This is a genomic window from Streptomyces sp. NPDC058469 (genome assembly GCF_042721125.1).
GTDB lineage: Bacteria > Actinomycetota > Actinomycetes > Streptomycetales > Streptomycetaceae > Streptomyces.
In genome coordinates this window covers 38,431-55,191 of record NZ_JBHXME010000063.1, presented here as the reverse complement: position 1 = coordinate 55,191, position 16,761 = coordinate 38,431, and the positions used below count along the sequence as shown (strand labels likewise).

Genomic DNA, 16,761 nt, shown 5'->3' with positions numbered 1-16,761 from the left:
CAGGTACGGAAGTCGGCGGGCGCGTCGTCCGCCAGCACCACCACCTGCTCCAGCGCCGGCAGTCCGGGCAGGGGACCGTCCCCGGCCCCGGCCTCTCCGGATACGTCCTTCGGTTACGCGGTGGCCGCCTGCACCGTCGGCTCCCCCGCCCCCAAGGTCGAGCGCTCGGTGTTCTTGCGCACCAAGAGCAGGGTGACCACCGCGCCCAGCAGCGAGGCGCAGCCGCAGATCACCACGCCGAGGGCCATGCCGTGGCCGAGGGCGGTCTGCGCGGCGGCCTTGGCCTGGGCGCTGCCCGCGTTGACGACGGCGAGCGGTCCGGCCGCCTTCTCCATGCCCGCGTCGGCCCCGCTGAGCTTGCCGACGAGGGCGGAGGACGCGGCGCTCATCGCGATGGTGCTGATCACGGCCGGGCCGAGGCCCTGGCCGAACTCGCGGACCAGGCTGGTCGCGCCGCTGGCCATGCCGGTCATCTCGATCGGTACGGCGTTCACGGCGGCGGAGGTCAGCGAGGAGACCACGCAGATGAAGCCGATGCCGAGCAGCAGCACCGGGCCGATGAAGGCGGCGAGGGAGGTGGTGGTGATGGGCAGCGCGGCGATCCAGAACTGTCCGGCGGCCATGGGCAGCAAGCCGCCCATCAGGAGCCAGCGGGCGTCGATCCTGGTGAGCATCCGGCTCAGCACCGGCGCCAGCAGCAGCGGGATCAACTGCAGGATCACGAAGGGCATGCCGGCCCGCAGCGCGCTCAGGTGCATCACCACGCCGAGGCGGATCGAGACGCAGTACGCGGTGCCGATGAAGCCGAACATGCCGGCCAGCGCGACGACGGCCGCCGCCGCGAACGACGGGATCTTCAGCAGGCCGAGGTTGAACATCGGCGAGGCCGCGCGGGTCTCCGCGAGGACGAACCCGACGAGCGCCACGGCAGCCAGGGTCAGCGAGCCCACGATCGCCGCGCTGCCCCAGCCGCGGTCGCCGCCCTCGATGATGCCCCAGAGCAGGGCGGTCAGACCGACGGCGATGGTGATCTGTCCCGGCCAGTCCAGCGCTCGGCCCTCGGGCGCCTTCGAGTCGGTGACGAGCTTCCAGGAGGTGACCGCGACGACGAGACCGAGGACGACCGGCGGCACGAACGCCCAGCGGAAGTCGGCGACCGTGGCGAGGATCCCGGAGGACAGCGGGCCGAGCGCGGAGGCCAGCGAGATCGACAGCGCCCAGGTGGAGACCGCCCTGGCCCGGTCCTTGCCGTCGGGTGTGGCCGCCGCGATGACCGCGAGGGAGCTGGGGAAGAGCGCGGCGGCACCGATGCCGGCGAGAGCCTGCCCGGTCCACATCATGGTGATGTTCTGCGAGGTCGAGTTGAGGAGTTCACCGAGCGCCAGGACCAGCCCGCCGAGCACCAACAGGCGCTTGCGTCCGAAGAGATCGCCCACCACACCGAAATTCAGTTCCAGAATCGCGGTGGGGAGAATGAAGGCGGAGGTCACCCAGGCGACTTGAGAACCCGACGCGCCGAATGCGGCCTGAATTTCTCCGTTGATGGGCGAGGGAACGGTAATGCACAACTGTGCCGCCGCGACCGCGAGACAGCACGCTATGAGCGTTCCGGGGTCCAGTCTTTTCAAGGAGGTCGAATCCGTCATCGTGCGTGCCCTCACTCTGCGTTTTTCTCTATGAGTTCGATGAGATTTCCCTCGGGGTCACTGACCCAGGCCATACGCACTCCGGGTTCGGGGGACGGCCCGGGTGCCATGACCTCGCCCGCGCCACGGGCCACCAACGCGCCGTGGACGGGGTCGAGTTCGGGGGTGGTGACCGCGAAGTGCCCGTATCCCTCGGTGAGGGCTGCGGTCAGCGGGTCCGGCGCGCGCAGGCCGGGGGCGGAGCCGGGTCTGGCGAGCAACTCGATGCGCCAGCCCCGCGGATGCTCCAGGACAACGCCTCGCAGACCGGGCCCTTCGAGGTGGAACTCGAAGACGGTCCTCAGCCCGAACGCGCCCTGGTACCAAGCGGTTTGGGCCGCGAGATCCCGTACGTTGACGCCCACGTGGTCGAGTCGGGTGGTCACGGCGGCTCAGCCCGCCATCGCGCTGTCGCCGCCGTCGACCATGAGGTTGGCGCCGTTGACGAAGGCCGCCTCGTCGGAGCAGAGGAAGGCGGCGGCCCGTGCGATGTCCTCGGGCTGTCCCACCCGCCCGACCGGGATGCGCGCCTCCAACTGGGCCTTGGGGCCGTCCGGATCGTCCAGGAAGGGCGCGGTCGCGGAGGTGCGGGTCATGCCGGGCGCGATGGTGTTGACCCGGATGTGATGCGGTGCGCCGGCCGCGCACAGGTGCAGGCTCATCGCCAACACCCCGCCCTTGGCGGCCCCGTGAGGCACCATCGGCATGAACGGCGCCCCGCGCACGGCGGCCACGGAGGCCACGTTGAGAACGGCCCCGCCACCCCGCGCGATCAGGTGCGGCCAGGCGGCCTGGGTGCAGAAGTAGGGGATGTCCAGCTCGTTCTTGATGGTGAAGTACCAGTCCTCGGCGGGCATGGTCTCGAACGGGCCGTTCCGCAGCGCGGAGGCGTTGTTGTAGAGGATGTCGATCCCGCCGAAGGCCGCTATCCCGGCCTCGATCCACTCCCGGGCGCCGTCCTGGGTGGAGAGATCCACGGGGGCGAGGGAGCGCATGATTCCGCCGGCCTTTTCGACGATTTCCACGGTCTCGGCCGCACTGTCCTCGTCGATGTCACAGCCGAAGACCTCGGCGCCCTCCGCCGCGAATACCAGCGCCGCGGCCCGCCCTATTCCCGCCCCCGTTCCACTGATGAAAGCGATTTTCCCGGCCAGTCGACCCATGATTGCCAAGTCCCTTGTCCCGTACCGCCGTGGTGCGGTGGTGGCAGCGTAGGTACGGCCATTGGCGAGAACAAGAAATGGGTCAGCGAAGGGCCATCGGGGGTTCGTATGGCTGGTATGAGGCGCGGAGCCGGGAACTCCTCACAGGTTCACGGGAGGATGTCCTCATGAGCACCGACGACCACGCGCGCCTGATGCGGGCCAACCAGGCGAACTGGGACGCCCGCACCCCCGTCCATCTCGCCAGCCGGTTCTACGGCCTCAACGGGGACCCGGACCCGGACCGCTGGTTCGCCGCCTTCGAGTGGGACGACCTCGGTGACCTGACCGGCCGTGACGTACTGCATCTCCAGTGCCACCTCGGCACCGAGACCCTCGCGTTCGCGCGGCGCGGGGCGCGTGCCACGGGCCTCGACTTCTCCGAGGCGTCCGTCGCGGCCGCGAGCGGCATCGCGGCGAAGGCGGGCCTCGACGTCGGCTACGTACAGGCGAACGTGTACGACGCCGTGGCGGCCCTGGGGCAACGGCAGTTCGACGTCGTGTACACCGGCAAGGGCGCCCTGTGCTACCTGCCCGATCTGCCGCGCTGGGCGGACACGGTCGCCCAACTCCTGCGTCCCGGCGGCCTGTTGTACCTGGTCGAGTTTCATCCCCTGCTCAATTCGCTCGGCCCGAAGCCGGCTCCGGGCGAGGGACCCGAACTGCTCCTGCGCCACGATTACCTGGGCGGCGCAGGTCCGGTGCACCGGAACGCGACGTTCACGTACACCGACGGCCCGGCCGTGGCGGGCGCGACCGACAGTTACGAGTGGATGCACGGAATAGACGAGGTCATCAACGCGTTGACGGCAGCAGGACTGAACATCCGGCGCCTTCGCGAGAGCGACGAACTGCCGTGGCCGCGCTGGCCGCAGATGGTCCGGACCCCGACCGGCTGGTGGCGACTGGCCGAGCCCCGGATTCCCCTCCTCTACGGCCTGCTGGCGAGCCGCTGAGCCGTACTTCACAGCCAGAGTCACACCGGGTGTGCTACGGTGCGGTCAGCACTTGTGTACGCCCCGTTCCGGGCGCCGGTGCCAGATCCACTTCTCCTTCGCCGAACAGCCCGTCGATTCCGACCGGTGCATCGGCTTCTCCACACCAGCTCGTGACCGGCGTTTTCCGCCGTACCCGAGGTGATGTTTCCCCGCCGCCCCGAGGAGCGCCAGTTCGCCCTCCACCTGCGGCTTCTCCCCCCTTCCTTCTTTCCGCATGACACATGCATCCGTCCTTGAAAGGACCACCCATCATGACCACCACACTCGAACCCCCAGTACAGGAACAGCCCCGCACCCAGATCGCCACCGGTGTCCTCGACATCGACGGCAACGGGAAGGGGCACCTGCGGGCGCTGGACTGCCAGCCCTCGCCCACCGACCTCCAGGTCTCCCCCGCGCTGATCCGCCGTCACGGCCTGCGCAAGGGCGACCTCGTGGAAGGCGTCCGCGGCGGGCAGCGCGCCCTGACCGAGGTCGCGTTCGTCAACGGGCACACGCCCGGCGAACTGCGCGGCCGACGCCACTTCCATGACCTCACCCCGCTGCACCCGCGTGAGCGGCTCCACCTCGAACACCCGGCGGCCGGCCTGACCGGACGCGTCGCCGACCTGATCGCCCCCGTCGGCAAGGGCCAGCGCGGGCTGATCGTGGCCCCGCCCAAGACCGGCAAGACCGTGCTGCTCCAGCAGATCGCGGCCGCCGTCGCCGGCAACCACCCCGAGGCCCGCCTCATGGTCGTCCTGCTCGACGAACGTCCCGAGGAGGTTACCGACATGCGGCGCTCCGTGCGCGGCGAGGTGTACGCCTCCACCTTCGACAAGGCCCCCAGGCAGCACATCGCGCTGGCCGAGCTCGTGATCGAGCGGGCCAAGCGGCTCGTCGAGGCGGGCGAGGACGTCGTGATCCTCCTCGACTCGCTGACCCGGCTGTGCCGGGCGCACAACAACGCGGCCGCGTCCGGCGGCCGTACCCTCAGCGGCGGTGTCGACGCGACCGCGCTGATCGGCCCGAAGAAGTTCTTCGGCGCCGCACGCCTCGCCGAGGAGGGCGGCTCGCTCACCATCCTCGCCACCGCACTGGTAGAGACCGGCTCCCGTGCCGACGACTTCTACTTCGAGGAGCTGAAGAGCACCGGCAACATGGAGCTCCGCCTCAGCCGCGAGCTGGCCTCCCGCCGGGTCTTCCCGGCCGTCGAGATCAACCCGTCCGGCACCCGCCGAGAGGAACTCCTCCTCACCCCGGCCGAGTTGACGGCAGTACGGGGCTTGCGCAGGGCCCTCCAGTCGAGGGACGGCCAGGGCAGCACGGAAACCCTGCTGGAGCGCATGCGAAACACCCCGAACAACGCAACGTTCCTACGCCACATCCAGCCCACACTGCCTTCAAACTGACCTGGGCCTCCTCTTTCAGGGATGCGGGGCTGTATCGATGCGCGGCTCCGCCGCGTGGGCGCGACCAGCCCCCACCGGGCCCGCGGACGAATCACTAGCGCATCCGGGTGCTGACTCACCCCGTTCGGCCCGGCCATCACCCTCTACCGCAGGTCCGTTTCTACGTTTGCGGTATGACAATCGGATTCCCACCCCGGATCACCGTGTCGGCCTGCGCCCTCTGCCTCGCGGGCGTCCTCGCGTTCACCCCCGTCGCGGCGGCAGCCCACACCGGGTCGGATCCCGGCACAGCGACACCGCCACCCGCACTCCTGAACCGCCCCGACACCCAGGTCCGCCCGCACCCCGGCGCCCCCCAGATCCCGGATGTCTCCGCCCTGTCCTGGCTGGTCGCAGACACCCGCACCGGCGAGGTCCTCGCCGCGCACGACGCGCACCGCAGGCTCCCGCCCGCGAGCACCCTGAAGACACTGTTCGCCCTGACCGTCCTGCCCGTGCTCCCCGGCGGCATCCAGCACCGCGTCAGCGAGAAGGACCTGGCAGGCATCGGCGAGGGCAGCAGCCTGGTCGGGGTCGAGGAGGGCCACACGTACCGCGTCGCCGACCTGTGGCGCGGGGTCTTCCTCAATTCCGGGAACGACGCCGTGCACGTGCTGGCCTCCCTCAACGGCGGCTGGCAGACCACGGCCACACGGATGCAGGCCAAGGCCCGCGCTCTGGGCGCCCTCGACACCCATGTCGTCTCGCCGGACGGCTACGACACCGACGGCCAGGTGTCCTCCGCCTTCGACCTCGCGGTGTTCGGGCGGGCCGGGCTGCGCAACGAGGACTTCGCGCGGTACTGCTCCACCGCCGAGGCCGAGTTCCCCGGTGAGGGATCGTCGTACGGCATCCAGAACACGAATCGGCTGCTGACCGGCAACGACGGCGTCGAGCGGTATCCGGGGCTCATCGGGGTGAAGAACGGCTACACCACGAACGCCGGCAACACCCTTGTCGCGGCGGCGCGTCGGGGCGGGCGGGCGCTCGTCGTCACCGTGATGAACCCTCAGGCAGGCGGTGGTTTCACCGTGTACGAGGAGGCGCGCGAGTTGCTCGACTGGGGGTTCGCGGCGGCCGGGCGGGTCGATCCGGTGGGGTCGCTGGACGCGTTGCGGGCCAGGCCGAGGTCGGGGCCCGTGGCCGTGCCGGTGGCCGTGCCGGTGGCCGCGGCGGTCGTGCCGGACGAGGGTCCGGGCTGGGCCGAGACGGCGGCGATCGCGGCCGCCGTGGTGCTGGGCGCGGGCGCGGTGGTGGCGGCGTTGCGGCTCAGGGGCCAGCGGCTTCCCCCGGCCTGACCCGTCGGCAGCCACAGCAGCAGGCCGAGCGTGATCCAGGTGTACGTGTTGCTGCCGAGGAAGCCGTCGATGCCCGAGGAGTCGTCGAACCACAGCCACACGACACTCGTGCACATCACCGCGTAGAGGGCGCCCGCGATCCGCGGATGCCCGGCGCGGACCAGCACGGCGAAGGACGGCAGCAGCCACACGAGATGGTGCACCCAGGTGATCGGGCTGATCAGACACGCGGTCAGCCCGGTCAGCGCGAACGCGGCCGTCCAGTCCCCCGCGCCGACCGCGCGGCGCGCCCGCACCGCCCACACGGCCAGCACGAGCACCACGACCGTCGCCCACAGCGGGCGGCCCGGTTCGCCGAGCCGGGCCAGGACTCCTTGCAGGGACTGGTTGGAGACGTAGTCGAGGCGGCCCACCCGGGTGGTGTCCCACATCGCCTGGGTCCAGTAGAACCGCGAGGCGTCCGGGACCACCAGGGCCGCGAGCCCGGTCGCCCCGAGCGCCACAGCCGTCGCCACCGCGGCGGCTTTCCAGCGTCTGGCCAGCAGCAACAGGCCGATGAACAGGGCCGGCGTGAGCTTGATCGCCGCCGCGAGTCCGATGCCGGCGCCCGCCCAGCGGCCCCGGCCGGTGGACAGCAGCCAGCCGTCGCCGAGGACGAGGGCCAGCAGCAGGAGGTTCACCTGCCCGAAGCTGAAGGTGTCGCGCAACGGCTCGAACAGCGCCAGCCCACAGGCCACCAGCGCCCACCCGAACCAGCCGTACCGCCGCCACCCGGGCCCGGCCAGGATGCGCAGCACGACGGCGAGAGCCGCCAGGTTGAGGACCAGCCCCGCCCCGATCGCGGTGCCGAGGCCGAGGTACGCCATCGGGGCCATGCTGACGGCCGCGAACGGCGGGTAGGTGAAGCCGTACGTCGTCCCGGGCACCCGGTAGTCGTAGATCCGGCCGCCGTGGTGGAGCCAGGTGTGGACGGTGCCGTAGTAGACGCGCAGGTCGAACCAGTCGCGCAGCAGCGGGACGGTCGCCGTGAAGACGGCGACGACGACGGCGAGGGCCAGCACCAGGAGGAGTCTGCCGCGGTCGGTGCGGGGTGTTCTCATGCCGTACGTCCCAGGGCCGGTGCCGGTGCCTGTGCCGCCTGGCGGGCCTGCCAGAGGACGACGATCGCGAGGACGCCGCCGGAGACGGCCAGCACGAGTTGTCCGATGTCGGCGGGGCCGCCGCTGGGCAGGACCGCGAGGGCGAGGACTCCCGTCACGGCGGCCACCCGGTGCCGTACGGACGTGCTGGGCGCGGCGGCGGCGATGAGGAAGAGACCCCACAGGGCGTACCAGGGGCGGATCGCCGGGCCGAAGGCGGCCACGACCGCCAGGCTCAGGCCGAGCGCGTAGACCGGGCTCGGCCGCAGGCGCAGCCATATGGCGAGGATGGCCGCGCCGGTGACCGCGAGTCCGAGGGCGTGCCAGGCCGGGACGGCGAAGGGCGCGAGATCGCTGCCGAGGTGTTCCAGCAGGGCGCCGGTGGCGCGGCCGAGGAGACTGGTGAGGGCCCAGTTGTGCGCCGAGACGGGCGTGTCGAGGGCGCCTATCCAGCCGTAGCCCGTGCCCGCGATCGCGGTCGCGGCGACCGTGGTGGCCGCGGACGCGACGACGGTCGTCGTGACGGCCTTGGCCGGGCGGTGGCCCGCGCGGATCTGGAGCAGGACGACCGCGGCGAGCCCGAGCGCGGCCGGTGCCTTGACCAGGGCGGCGAGCGTGACGAGTACGGCGCCCAGGACCGGCCAGCGGCCGAGGGCGGCAACCAGGCCGACGCCGAGCAGCCCGAGCATGATCGCGTCGTTGTGGGCGCCCGCGACGAGGTGCAGAAGCACGAGCGGGTTGAGGGCGCCCAGCCAGAGCGCGGCGGCCGGGTCGGCGCCGCTGTGCCGGGCGAGCCGGGGCAGCGCGGCGGCCATCAGACCCACCCCGAGGAGGGCGACGAGCCGCATCCCGAAGAGCCCGGCGGGGAGCTCGCCTCGGGTCAGTCCGGACAACCCCGAGGCGAGGGCGAGGAACACCGGGCCGTACGGCGCGCCGGTGTGCTGCCACAGCGGGGCGACCTCGTCGGCGAGGGGACCGCCGAGCGTGGCGGGGCCGTGCGCGTAGACGTCCATGTGGGCGTCGACCATGGCGCCCTGCGCGAGATAGCTGTACACGTCCCGGCTGAACAGCGGCGGCGCGAGCAGCAGCGGGGCCGCCCACACGGCGAGGACCAGGAACAGGGAGCGCGGGGTGGGCGGTTCGGCGCCGCGGATCAGCTTGCCCAGCAGCAGCCAGGCCGCTATCAGCAGGACGACACCGAAGTAGACCCCGACCAGCCCGAGCGCCGCCTGCGCGGAGGCCGGGGAGAAGAGGTCGGCGGCCGGGAGCGCTCCGGCCGTCTCACCGCCCAGCGCCAGGACGGCGGTACCGGCCAGACCGAGCACCTGGCAGCGGCGGAGATCGACGGGAAAAGCCATGGCCAACACTCGCCAAGCGTGTCAACGCCGGATGGCGGGAAAGCGACCTGCCGCTCTCCGCACGGAGACCTGCGCATGACCTCCGTGTGATCCGCCCTCGGTACCGATGAGTTCCCCGTCCGCGACCAGTCTCCCTGATGACCGGCCTCTACAGAACGGACGTGATGACCGTGCCGAACAGCTCCGCCCACGCCAAGGTGAACGGCCAGGAGATGTACTACGAGATCCATGGCGTCGAACACGAGGACCGGCGCCCGCTGGTGCTGCTGCACGGCGGTGTCCAGACCGTCGGTCTCACCTTCGGGACGATGCTGCCCGCGCTGTCCGCCGAGCGGTACGTGATCGCCCCCGAACTCCAGGGCCACGGCCACACCGCCGACACCGACCGGGAACTGACGGTGCCGGACCTGGCCTCCGACGTGGTGGCGCTGCTCGACGAACTCGGCGTCCGGCAGGCCGACTTCATCGGGTTCAGCCTCGGTGGACTGGTCGCCCTGGAGATCGCGGTCCGGCACCCGGAGCGGGTCGGACGGCTCGTGCCGGCCGCCATCGCGTACTCCCAGGACGGCTTCCACAACGAGGTCCGCACCCCCGACTTCAGCTCACCGCGGCTGCCCAGTAAGGCCGACTTCCAGGAGATGGCCGACGCCTACGCGGCCGTCGCACCGCACCCCGAGCACTTCCAGGACTTCTTCGCCAAGACCTCGGCGGCGGCGAACGCCCCGCTGCCCTGGACGGCCGACGACCTGCGCACGGTGACCGCGCCCACGCTCCTCGTGATCGGCGACACGGACTTCTTCCACGTCGAGCACCTCGCCGAGATGCAGCGGCTGATCCCCGATGCGCAACTCGCCGTGCTGCCCGGCACCACGCACATGGAACTCATGCGGCGGAAGGTGCTGTTGCCACTGATCACCGAGTTCCTGGCCTGACGGCGGTCAGAACACGGACACACCGGTCAGTGTCGTGAAGCGGTCGAGGGCGGCGACGCCGGCCACCGAGTTCCCGCGCTCGTCGAGCCCGGGGCCCCACACGGCGAGGGTGCACCGGCCCGGGACGATCGCGATGATCCCGCCGCCCACCCCGCTCTTGCCGGGCAGCCCCACCCGGTAGGCGAACTCACCCGCGGCGTCGTACGTCCCGCACGTCAGCATCACCGCGTTGACCTGCTTGGCCTGGGTGAGGGTGAGCAGCCGGCTGCCGTCGGCGCGACTGCCGTGCCGGGCCAGGAACCCGGCGGCGAGCGCGAGGTCGGCGCAGGACGCCTCGATCGAGCACTGCCGGAAGTACTGGTCCAGGAGGACGGGCACCTCGTTGTCGATGTTCCCGTAGGACTTCATGAAGTGCGCGAGGGCCGCGTTGCGGTCACCGTTCGCCGACTCGGAGGCGGCGACCTCCTTGTCGAAACCGAGGGAGGGGTTGCCGCTCTCGGTGCGCAGGAAGGTGAGCAGTTCGCCGGCCGCGTCTCCGGTACGGGTCTGGAGGCGGTCGGTGACGACGAGCGCGCCCGCGTTGATGAACGGGTTGCGCGGGATGCCGCTCTCGTACTCCAGCTGGACAAGGGAGTTGAAGGGGTTGCCGGAGGGCTCGCGCCCCACGTGTTCCCAGAGTTCGTCGCCCTCGCGGGCCAGGTCGAGGGCGAGGGTGAAGACCTTGGTGATGGACTGCGTGGAGAACGGCTGCCGCCAGTCCCCCACTCCGTACACCGTGCCGTCCAGTTCCGCGACGGCCATGCCGAAGCGGCGCGGGTCGCAGGCCGCGAGCGCCGGGATGTAGTCGGCGGGCCGGCCGCGGCCGGGGGTCCGCTCGATCTCACCGGCGATGCGCTCCAGGACCGGCTGGAAAGCCATCGATGGGGACATGATCACCATTGTGCCTCCGGGCCGGTTCTGGTGCGCGTCCGCGGCTCAGACCGCCACGGGGCCGCTGCCGGCCAGGACCTCGGGCCGCAGCAGGGCGGCGAGCGTCTCGGCGGGCAACAGGCCCTTCTCCAGGACGAGTTCGGCCACGCCCCGGCCGGTGGCGAGGGCCTCCTTGGCGATGTCGGTGGCGGCCGTGTACCCGATGTGCGGGTTCAACGCGGTCACCAGACCGATCGAGTTCTCCACGCTCGCGCGCAGCGCCTCGGTGTTGGCGGTGATGCCGTCCACACAGCGCTCGGCGAGGGTGAGGCAGGCGGCGCGCAGATGCGTGATGGACTCCGACAGCGAGTGCAGGATGATCGGCTCGAACGCGTTGAGCTGGAGCTGCCCGGCCTCGGCGGCCATCGTGATCGTGACGTCGTTGCCGATCACCTCGAAGGCGACCTGGTTGACGACCTCGGGGATCACCGGGTTCACCTTGCCGGGCATGATGCTCGAACCGGCCTGCACCGGCGGCAGGTTGATCTCGCCGAGCCCCGCGCGCGGCCCCGAGGACAGCAGCCGCAGGTCGTTGCAGCTCTTGGAGAGCTTGACCGCGACCCGCTTCAGCACACCCGACATCTGGACGAACGCCCCGCAGTCCTGCGTGGCTTCGACCAGGTTGGCCGCCGTCACCAACGGCAGCCCGGTGATCTCCGAGAGATGCCGCCGGGCCGACTCCGCATAGCCAGCAGGTGCATTGAGTCCGGTCCCGATGGCCGTGGCCCCGAGGTTGATCTCATGGATCAACTGGACAGCCTCGTCGAGACGTTGACGATCCTCGTCAATCATGACCGCATACGCCGAGAACTCTTGACCGAGCGTCATCGGCACCGCGTCCTGCAACTGTGTACGGCCCATCTTGAGCACGTCACGGAACTCAACAGCCTTACGGGCAAAGGCGTCCTGCAGTACAGCCATCGCCTTGAGCAGTCCATGCACGGCGAAGACGGTCGCTATCTTGACCGCGGTCGGATACACGTCATTGGTCGACTGCCCCAGGTTGACGTCCTCGTTGGGGTGCAGGTACCGGTACTCCCCCTTGCCATGCCCGAGCAACTCCAACGCTCGGTTGGCGACAACCTCGTTGGCGTTCATGTTGGTCGAGGTACCGGCCCCGCCCTGAACCACGTCCACGACGAACTGGTCGTGCAGCTTCCCGGCCCGGATCTCCTGACAGGCGGCGACAATCACGCCCGCCTTTTCAGGCGCCAACAGCCCAAGCTCCTCATTGGCGAGAGCAGCAGCTTCCTTGACGGCAGCGAGCGCATCGATCAAGTGCGGATAGGTGGAGATAGGCGTCCCGGTGATAGGGAAGTTCTCCGTGGCCCGCAGGGTGTGAACACCCCAGTAGGCATCGCCGGGTACATCCCGATCCCCGAGCAGATCATGCTCGCGACGAACAGCAACGGTCATGAGGGTCACCTTCCAAAGAGGTCAAGGGACAACGCCCTGCTTTTCAGGGGCGCGGGGAACTGCGCGACCAGCCCCCACCGGCCCGCAGATCCCCACAACCGATCTAGGCACACGCGGACAACGGCGACACAGGGTCCAAAGCCCGCACAGGCCGAACACAACCCACCGGCTCGCCGCCACCGAGCAACGACTCCCCCGCGAACTCGCCAAGCAACGAAGGAGAAACCCCGGCCCGCACAAGACCTGCGGCCGCCACAGGCACCCGCGCCCGATTCGCCCCGTCAGACACCTTCACAGCAACAGCCCGCCCATCAGGCAACGCAGCAACCTGAACCCCTTCGAACCCGTCCTTGGCCAGCAGCCCGGGAACGGCCCGCATCAACGCGGCCACATCCCGCCCCGACCCGGACGCCATCTCCGCATGCTCACGCATCGCATCGGCGACCCGAGCCTCAGGCGTACCAGGCGCAGCTGTAGTGATCCGAGCGACGGCCCGAGCAAGCCCGTGCAGGGAGATGGAGAACAAAGGAGCCCCGCACCCGTCGACGCTCACCCGAGCGATCCGCTGCCCGGTGAGGTCCTCGACGATCTCCGCGATCGCCTGCTGAAGCGGATGCGCGGGATCGAGATAGTCATCGAGCGACCAACCATTGAGCTTCGACACGTACAGCATGGCCGCGTGCTTCCCGGAACAGTTCTGGGCGAGCCGCGACGGCAGCCGCCCCTCACGCACCCAGGCATCGCGGACGACCGGGTCGTAGGGCACATCAGGGACGTTGCGCAGAGAGTCCTCGGTGAGCCCGGCGAGTTCGAGGATGCGCCGGGTCCCGGCGAGGTGGCGTTCCTCGCCGGAGTGGCTGGCGGCGGCGAGCGAGAGCAGCTCGCCGTCGAGTGGCAGCCCGGCCCGCACCATGGCGACGGCCTGGACGGGCTTGATCGCCGAGCGCGGATAGAACGCCGCCTCGATGTCGCCGATCTGGAGCTGGACCTGGCCGTCGGCGTCGAGGACGACGACGGAGCCGTAGTGGATGCCCTCGATCACTCCGCCGCGTATGAGGTGGGCGACGGGTGCGTGGAGGGGTTCACGGATGAGGGGTGGGTCCGCGAGGGAACTGCTGTACATCACTGCCTGTCAGGGTCAGGACGACGTGGGTCTCACGCGTCGGGTGCGGTGGAGGACGTGCTCGCCACGCGGCGGCGGACGGCGAACCATCCGGCGACCAGCGCGGCGGCGATCAGCGGCAGGCACAGCACGGTGGTGCGTCCGGCGCCGCCGTCGGCGTACATGAGGACCAGGACGGAGGCGAGGAAGGCCAGCGTCACGAGTTCGGTCCAGGGGGAACCCGGCAACCGGTAGCCGGGCCGGGTCAGTTCGCCCTTCTCGGTCTTCTGCCAGAAGAGGAAGTGACAGAGCATGATCATGCCCCAGGTGGCGAGGATGCCGATCGCCGCGAAGTTGAGGACGATCTCGAACGCGTCCGCCGGCACCACGAAGTTGAGGCCGACGCCGAGGACGCAGATTCCGCTGGTGAGCAGGATGCCGCCGTAGGGGACCTGGCTGCGGCTCATGACCGAGGTGAACTTGGGGGCGGAGCCGGACATCGCCATGGAGCGGAGGATGCGGCCGGTGGAGTAGAGGCCGGAGTTGAGCGAGGACATGGCCGCGGTGAGGACGACGAGGTTCATGACCCCGCCCGCCGCCGGGATGCCGATCTGGGAGAGGACCGTGACGAACGGGCTCTGGCCGGAGGTGTACTTGTTCCAGGGCAGCAGCATCGACAGCAGGACGACCGAGCCGACGTAGAAGAGGCCGACGCGCCACATGATCGAGTTGATCGCCTTCGGCATGATCTTCTCGGGGTTCTCGGTCTCGCCGGCGGCGACGCCGACCAACTCGACCGAGGCGTAGGCGAAGACGACGCCCTGGATGATCAGGAGCATGGGCAGCAGGCCGTTGGGGAAGATGCCGCCGTTGTCGGTGATCAGGGACGGGCCGGGGGTCGAACCGTCGACCTGGTGCTGGGTGACCAGCAGGAAGATGCCGATGAGCATGAAGACGACGAGCGCGCTGACCTTGATGATCGCGAACCAGAACTCCAGCTCGCCGAACATCCTCACCGAGATCAGGTTCACCGTGAGGACCACGGCGAGGGCGATGAGTGCGATCACCCACTGGGGGATGTCGGAGAACATGCTCCAGTAGTGGGTGTAGACGGCCACGGCGGTGATGTCGGCGATGCCGGTGGTGGCCCAGTTCAGGAAGTACATCCAGCCCGCTACGTAGGCCCCCTTCTCGCCGAGGAACTCGCGGGCGTACGACACGAAGGCGCCGGACGAGGGCCGGTACAGGACGAGTTCGCCCAGCGCGCGTACGACGAGGAAGGCGAAGAGTCCGCAGACCGCGTACGCGATGAACAGTGAGGGGCCTGCGTCGGCGAGGCGGCCGCCGGCGCCGAGGAAGAGGCCGGTGCCTATCGCGCCGCCGATGGCGATCATGTTGACGTGCCGGGACTTCAGGGACTTGCTGTAGCCCGCGTCGCCGGCGTCTACATGGCCGGATCGTTTCTGCACGCTGTCGTGCAGGGACTGCTCGCTCACGCCTCGGGTTCGCCTTCCGTGGGGGTCTTCGTGCGCGTGGGGCGCACGATGTCGGTGAGGGTCGTCTCGACCCGGTCGAGGTGGTGGGACATGGCCTCGACGGCGTCCGGCTCGCTGCCGTCGATCAGCGCCTCGACGATCGCCCGGTGCTCGCGGTTGGACTGCTCGCGTCGGCCGCCGAGTTCGTTGAGGAACGCGGACTGGCGGGCCAGCGCGTCGCGGATCTCCTCGATGACCCGGCGGAACACCGGGTTCTGGGCGGCCTCCGCCACGGCGAGGTGGAAGAGCGTGTCCATCGCGACCCACGCGGTGGTGTCCGTCTCCCGCTCCATGCGGTCCAGGAGGTGGGCCAGGTGGTCCAGGTTCTCCGGGGTGCGGCGCAGTGCCGCGTACCCGGCGACCGGGATCTCGATGTGGCGGCGCACTTCGAGGAGGTCACTGGCCGCGTAGTCGCCGAAGGTGGGGTCCTCCACGGCGTTGGCGACCACGAAGGTGCCCTTGCCGGTCTTGGAGACGGTCAGCCCCATGGTCTGCAGGGCCCGCAGGGCCTCGCGGAGCACGGGCCTGCTGATCTCCAGGGTGCGGCACAGCTCCGCCTCGGAGGGGAGCTTGTCGCCGATGGCGTAGTCGCCGCGCTCGATGGCGCCGCGGAGGTGGACAAGCACCGCTTCCATGGCGCTGACGCGCCGCGGCCCGACTCCACCTGTCTGGCTGTCTGACAGGTTCACGGACGTGATCCTGCGGGTGACGGGACAGTGCTGTCAAGCGATCGGAAAGGAAAAATTCAGCGGGCGTGAAGCCTGAAAATCCGGCTTCACGCCCGCTGCGATGATCGTCCGCCCGGTGTCGGCCGCTGTCAGCTGTCGAGCACACCCGTGCCGAGCAGCCCGAACAGCAGGACGCCGATGATGATCCGGTAGATCACGAACGCGTTGAAGGAGTGCTTCGCGACGAACTTCAGCAGCCAGGCGATGGAGCCGTAGGCCACCACGAACGACACGATCGTGCCGACGGCCAGCGGGGCGGCGCCCACGCCCGTCCCCAGGGCGTCCTTCAGCTCGTAGATGCCGGCGCCGGTCAGCGCGGGGATGCCGAGGAAGAAGGAGAGCCGGGTGGCGGCGACGCGGTCCAGGTCGAGGATGAGGCCGGTGGACATGGTGGCGCCGGAGCGCGAGAAACCGGGGAAGAGCAGCGCCAGGATCTGCGAACTGCCCACCAGCATCGCGTCCTTGAACGTGGTGTCGTCCTCACCGCGCTTGTGCCGGCCCATCTGGTCGGCCACCCACATGACACCACTGCCGACGATCAGCGAGGCGGCGACCACCCACAGCGAGCCGAGCGGCCCGTCGATGAGCGGCTTCGCGGCCAGGCCCACGAGCACGATGGGGATCGTCGCGTAGATCACCCACCAGGCGAACTTGTAGTCGTGGTGATAGCGCTCCTCGCGATTGCGCAGGCCACGGCCCCACGCGGTCACGATCCGCACGATGTCCTTGAAGAAGTACACGAGCACGGCGGCGATGGCGCCGACCTGGATGACGGCCGAGAACCCGACGACGGCGTTGTCGTCGACGGGGATCTTCATCAGCCCTTCGACGATCTTCAGATGACCCGTGGAGGAGACCGGCAGGAACTCGGTCACCCCCTCGACGACTCCGAGGACGGCGGCCTGACCGACGCTGATGACGCTCATGAGATCCAGTTCTGGGAGTTGGTCGACAGTGCTGTAGACAATA

At 69.9% G+C, this 16,761-nt stretch carries 14 protein-coding genes and 1 pseudogene; 4 read left to right on the top strand and 11 right to left on the bottom strand.

Annotated features, from left to right (window positions below; genetic code table 11):
* Positions 1-113: 113 nt before the first annotated feature.
* The 3 genes from ACFWP5_RS25870 to ACFWP5_RS25860 are packed head-to-tail and all read right to left on the bottom strand — an operon-like array spanning position 114 to position 2,848.
* Entirely contained in the window at positions 114-1,646 is a 1,533-nt protein-coding gene (locus ACFWP5_RS25870) for an MFS transporter (protein ID WP_384161085.1), read from the bottom strand.
* 11 nt (positions 1,647-1,657) lie between these two features.
* Positions 1,658-2,071, bottom strand: a complete 414-nt coding sequence (locus ACFWP5_RS25865) for a VOC family protein (RefSeq protein WP_384161082.1) — start codon at positions 2,069-2,071, stop codon at positions 1,658-1,660.
* A 6-nt stretch (positions 2,072-2,077) separates the two neighbouring features.
* Complete coding sequence (locus tag ACFWP5_RS25860) at positions 2,078-2,848, bottom strand: SDR family NAD(P)-dependent oxidoreductase (RefSeq protein ID WP_384161079.1); 771 nt, start codon at positions 2,846-2,848, stop codon at positions 2,078-2,080.
* 167 nt (positions 2,849-3,015) lie between these two features.
* Between ACFWP5_RS25860 and ACFWP5_RS25855 the strand changes: the two genes are divergently transcribed.
* The 3 genes and pseudogenes from ACFWP5_RS25855 to ACFWP5_RS25845 form a co-directional block, all read left to right on the top strand.
* A complete protein-coding gene (locus ACFWP5_RS25855) occupies positions 3,016-3,843 on the top strand; it encodes a class I SAM-dependent methyltransferase (protein WP_384161076.1) in 828 nt (275 codons plus the stop codon).
* A gap of 293 nt (positions 3,844-4,136) precedes the next feature.
* Complete coding sequence (rho, locus tag ACFWP5_RS25850) at positions 4,137-5,276, top strand: transcription termination factor Rho (protein WP_384161073.1); 1,140 nt, start codon at positions 4,137-4,139, stop codon at positions 5,274-5,276.
* 173 nt (positions 5,277-5,449) lie between these two features.
* Positions 5,450-6,265: pseudogene (locus tag ACFWP5_RS25845) on the top strand (D-alanyl-D-alanine carboxypeptidase family protein); the annotation flags it as partial.
* Between the two features lie 59 nt (positions 6,266-6,324).
* On the opposite strand, the gene ACFWP5_RS25840 reads toward ACFWP5_RS25845, so the two are convergent.
* Both ACFWP5_RS25840 and mptB read right to left on the bottom strand, forming a co-directional pair.
* On the bottom strand, positions 6,325-7,713 hold the full coding sequence (locus tag ACFWP5_RS25840) for a glycosyltransferase 87 family protein (protein WP_384161070.1): 1,389 nt from the start codon (positions 7,711-7,713) through the stop codon (positions 6,325-6,327).
* Complete coding sequence (gene mptB, locus ACFWP5_RS25835; RefSeq protein ID WP_384161067.1) at positions 7,710-9,110, bottom strand: polyprenol phosphomannose-dependent alpha 1,6 mannosyltransferase MptB; 1,401 nt, start codon at positions 9,108-9,110, stop codon at positions 7,710-7,712. The genes ACFWP5_RS25840 and mptB overlap by 4 nt, the downstream gene beginning before the upstream one ends.
* 137 nt (positions 9,111-9,247) lie before the next feature.
* On the opposite strand from mptB, the gene ACFWP5_RS25830 reads away from it, so the two are divergent.
* Positions 9,248-10,042: an alpha/beta fold hydrolase gene (locus tag ACFWP5_RS25830; protein WP_384161064.1), complete on the top strand. Its 795-nt coding sequence runs from the start codon at positions 9,248-9,250 to the stop codon at positions 10,040-10,042.
* 6 nt (positions 10,043-10,048) lie between these two features.
* Here ACFWP5_RS25830 and ACFWP5_RS25825 read toward each other — a convergent pair whose 3' ends face one another.
* The 6 genes from ACFWP5_RS25825 to ACFWP5_RS25800 form a co-directional block, all read right to left on the bottom strand.
* Positions 10,049-10,981, bottom strand: a complete 933-nt coding sequence (locus ACFWP5_RS25825) for a glutaminase (RefSeq protein ID WP_384161061.1) — start codon at positions 10,979-10,981, stop codon at positions 10,049-10,051.
* A 36-nt stretch (positions 10,982-11,017) separates the two neighbouring features.
* Complete coding sequence (gene aspA / locus ACFWP5_RS25820) at positions 11,018-12,427, bottom strand: aspartate ammonia-lyase (RefSeq protein ID WP_384161059.1); 1,410 nt, start codon at positions 12,425-12,427, stop codon at positions 11,018-11,020.
* Between the two features lie 103 nt (positions 12,428-12,530).
* On the bottom strand, positions 12,531-13,550 hold the full coding sequence (locus tag ACFWP5_RS25815) for an asparaginase (RefSeq protein WP_384161055.1): 1,020 nt from the start codon (positions 13,548-13,550) through the stop codon (positions 12,531-12,533).
* Positions 13,551-13,582: 32 nt separating this feature from the next.
* Positions 13,583-15,025, bottom strand: coding sequence for an amino acid permease (locus ACFWP5_RS25810; protein WP_384161052.1), 1,443 nt, complete (start codon positions 15,023-15,025; stop codon positions 13,583-13,585).
* Positions 15,022-15,699 carry a FadR/GntR family transcriptional regulator gene (locus tag ACFWP5_RS25805; RefSeq protein ID WP_384161088.1) on the bottom strand — a complete coding sequence of 226 codons (678 nt, stop codon included), beginning with the start codon at positions 15,697-15,699 and terminating at the stop codon, positions 15,022-15,024. The genes ACFWP5_RS25810 and ACFWP5_RS25805 overlap by 4 nt, the downstream gene beginning before the upstream one ends.
* Before the next feature lie 182 nt (positions 15,700-15,881).
* A complete protein-coding gene (locus ACFWP5_RS25800) occupies positions 15,882-16,718 on the bottom strand; it encodes an undecaprenyl-diphosphate phosphatase (RefSeq protein ID WP_384161049.1) in 837 nt (278 codons plus the stop codon).
* Positions 16,719-16,761 lie beyond the last annotated feature (43 nt).

Bases quoted from the DNA above. Each gene is read 5' to 3' on its own strand.
- ACFWP5_RS25805 (WP_384161088.1), bottom strand. From the start codon at position 15,699: ATGGAAGCGGTGCTTGTCCACCTCCGCGGCGCCATCGAGCGCGGCGAC.
- ACFWP5_RS25855 (WP_384161076.1), top strand. From the start codon at position 3,016: ATGAGCACCGACGACCACGCGCGCCTGATGCGGGCCAACCAGGCGAAC.
- aspA (WP_384161059.1), bottom strand. From the start codon at position 12,427: ATGACCGTTGCTGTTCGTCGCGAGCATGATCTGCTCGGGGATCGGGAT.
- mptB (WP_384161067.1), bottom strand. From the start codon at position 9,110: ATGGCTTTTCCCGTCGATCTCCGCCGCTGCCAGGTGCTCGGTCTGGCC.
- ACFWP5_RS25815 (WP_384161055.1), bottom strand. From the start codon at position 13,550: ATGTACAGCAGTTCCCTCGCGGACCCACCCCTCATCCGTGAACCCCTC.
- ACFWP5_RS25840 (WP_384161070.1), bottom strand. From the start codon at position 7,713: ATGAGAACACCCCGCACCGACCGCGGCAGACTCCTCCTGGTGCTGGCC.
- ACFWP5_RS25860 (WP_384161079.1), bottom strand. From the start codon at position 2,848: ATGGGTCGACTGGCCGGGAAAATCGCTTTCATCAGTGGAACGGGGGCG.
- ACFWP5_RS25825 (WP_384161061.1), bottom strand. From the start codon at position 10,981: ATGGTGATCATGTCCCCATCGATGGCTTTCCAGCCGGTCCTGGAGCGC.
- ACFWP5_RS25800 (WP_384161049.1), bottom strand. From the start codon at position 16,718: ATGAGCGTCATCAGCGTCGGTCAGGCCGCCGTCCTCGGAGTCGTCGAG.
- ACFWP5_RS25830 (WP_384161064.1), top strand. From the start codon at position 9,248: ATGACCGGCCTCTACAGAACGGACGTGATGACCGTGCCGAACAGCTCC.
- rho (WP_384161073.1), top strand. From the start codon at position 4,137: ATGACCACCACACTCGAACCCCCAGTACAGGAACAGCCCCGCACCCAG.
- ACFWP5_RS25870 (WP_384161085.1), bottom strand. From the start codon at position 1,646: ATGACGGATTCGACCTCCTTGAAAAGACTGGACCCCGGAACGCTCATA.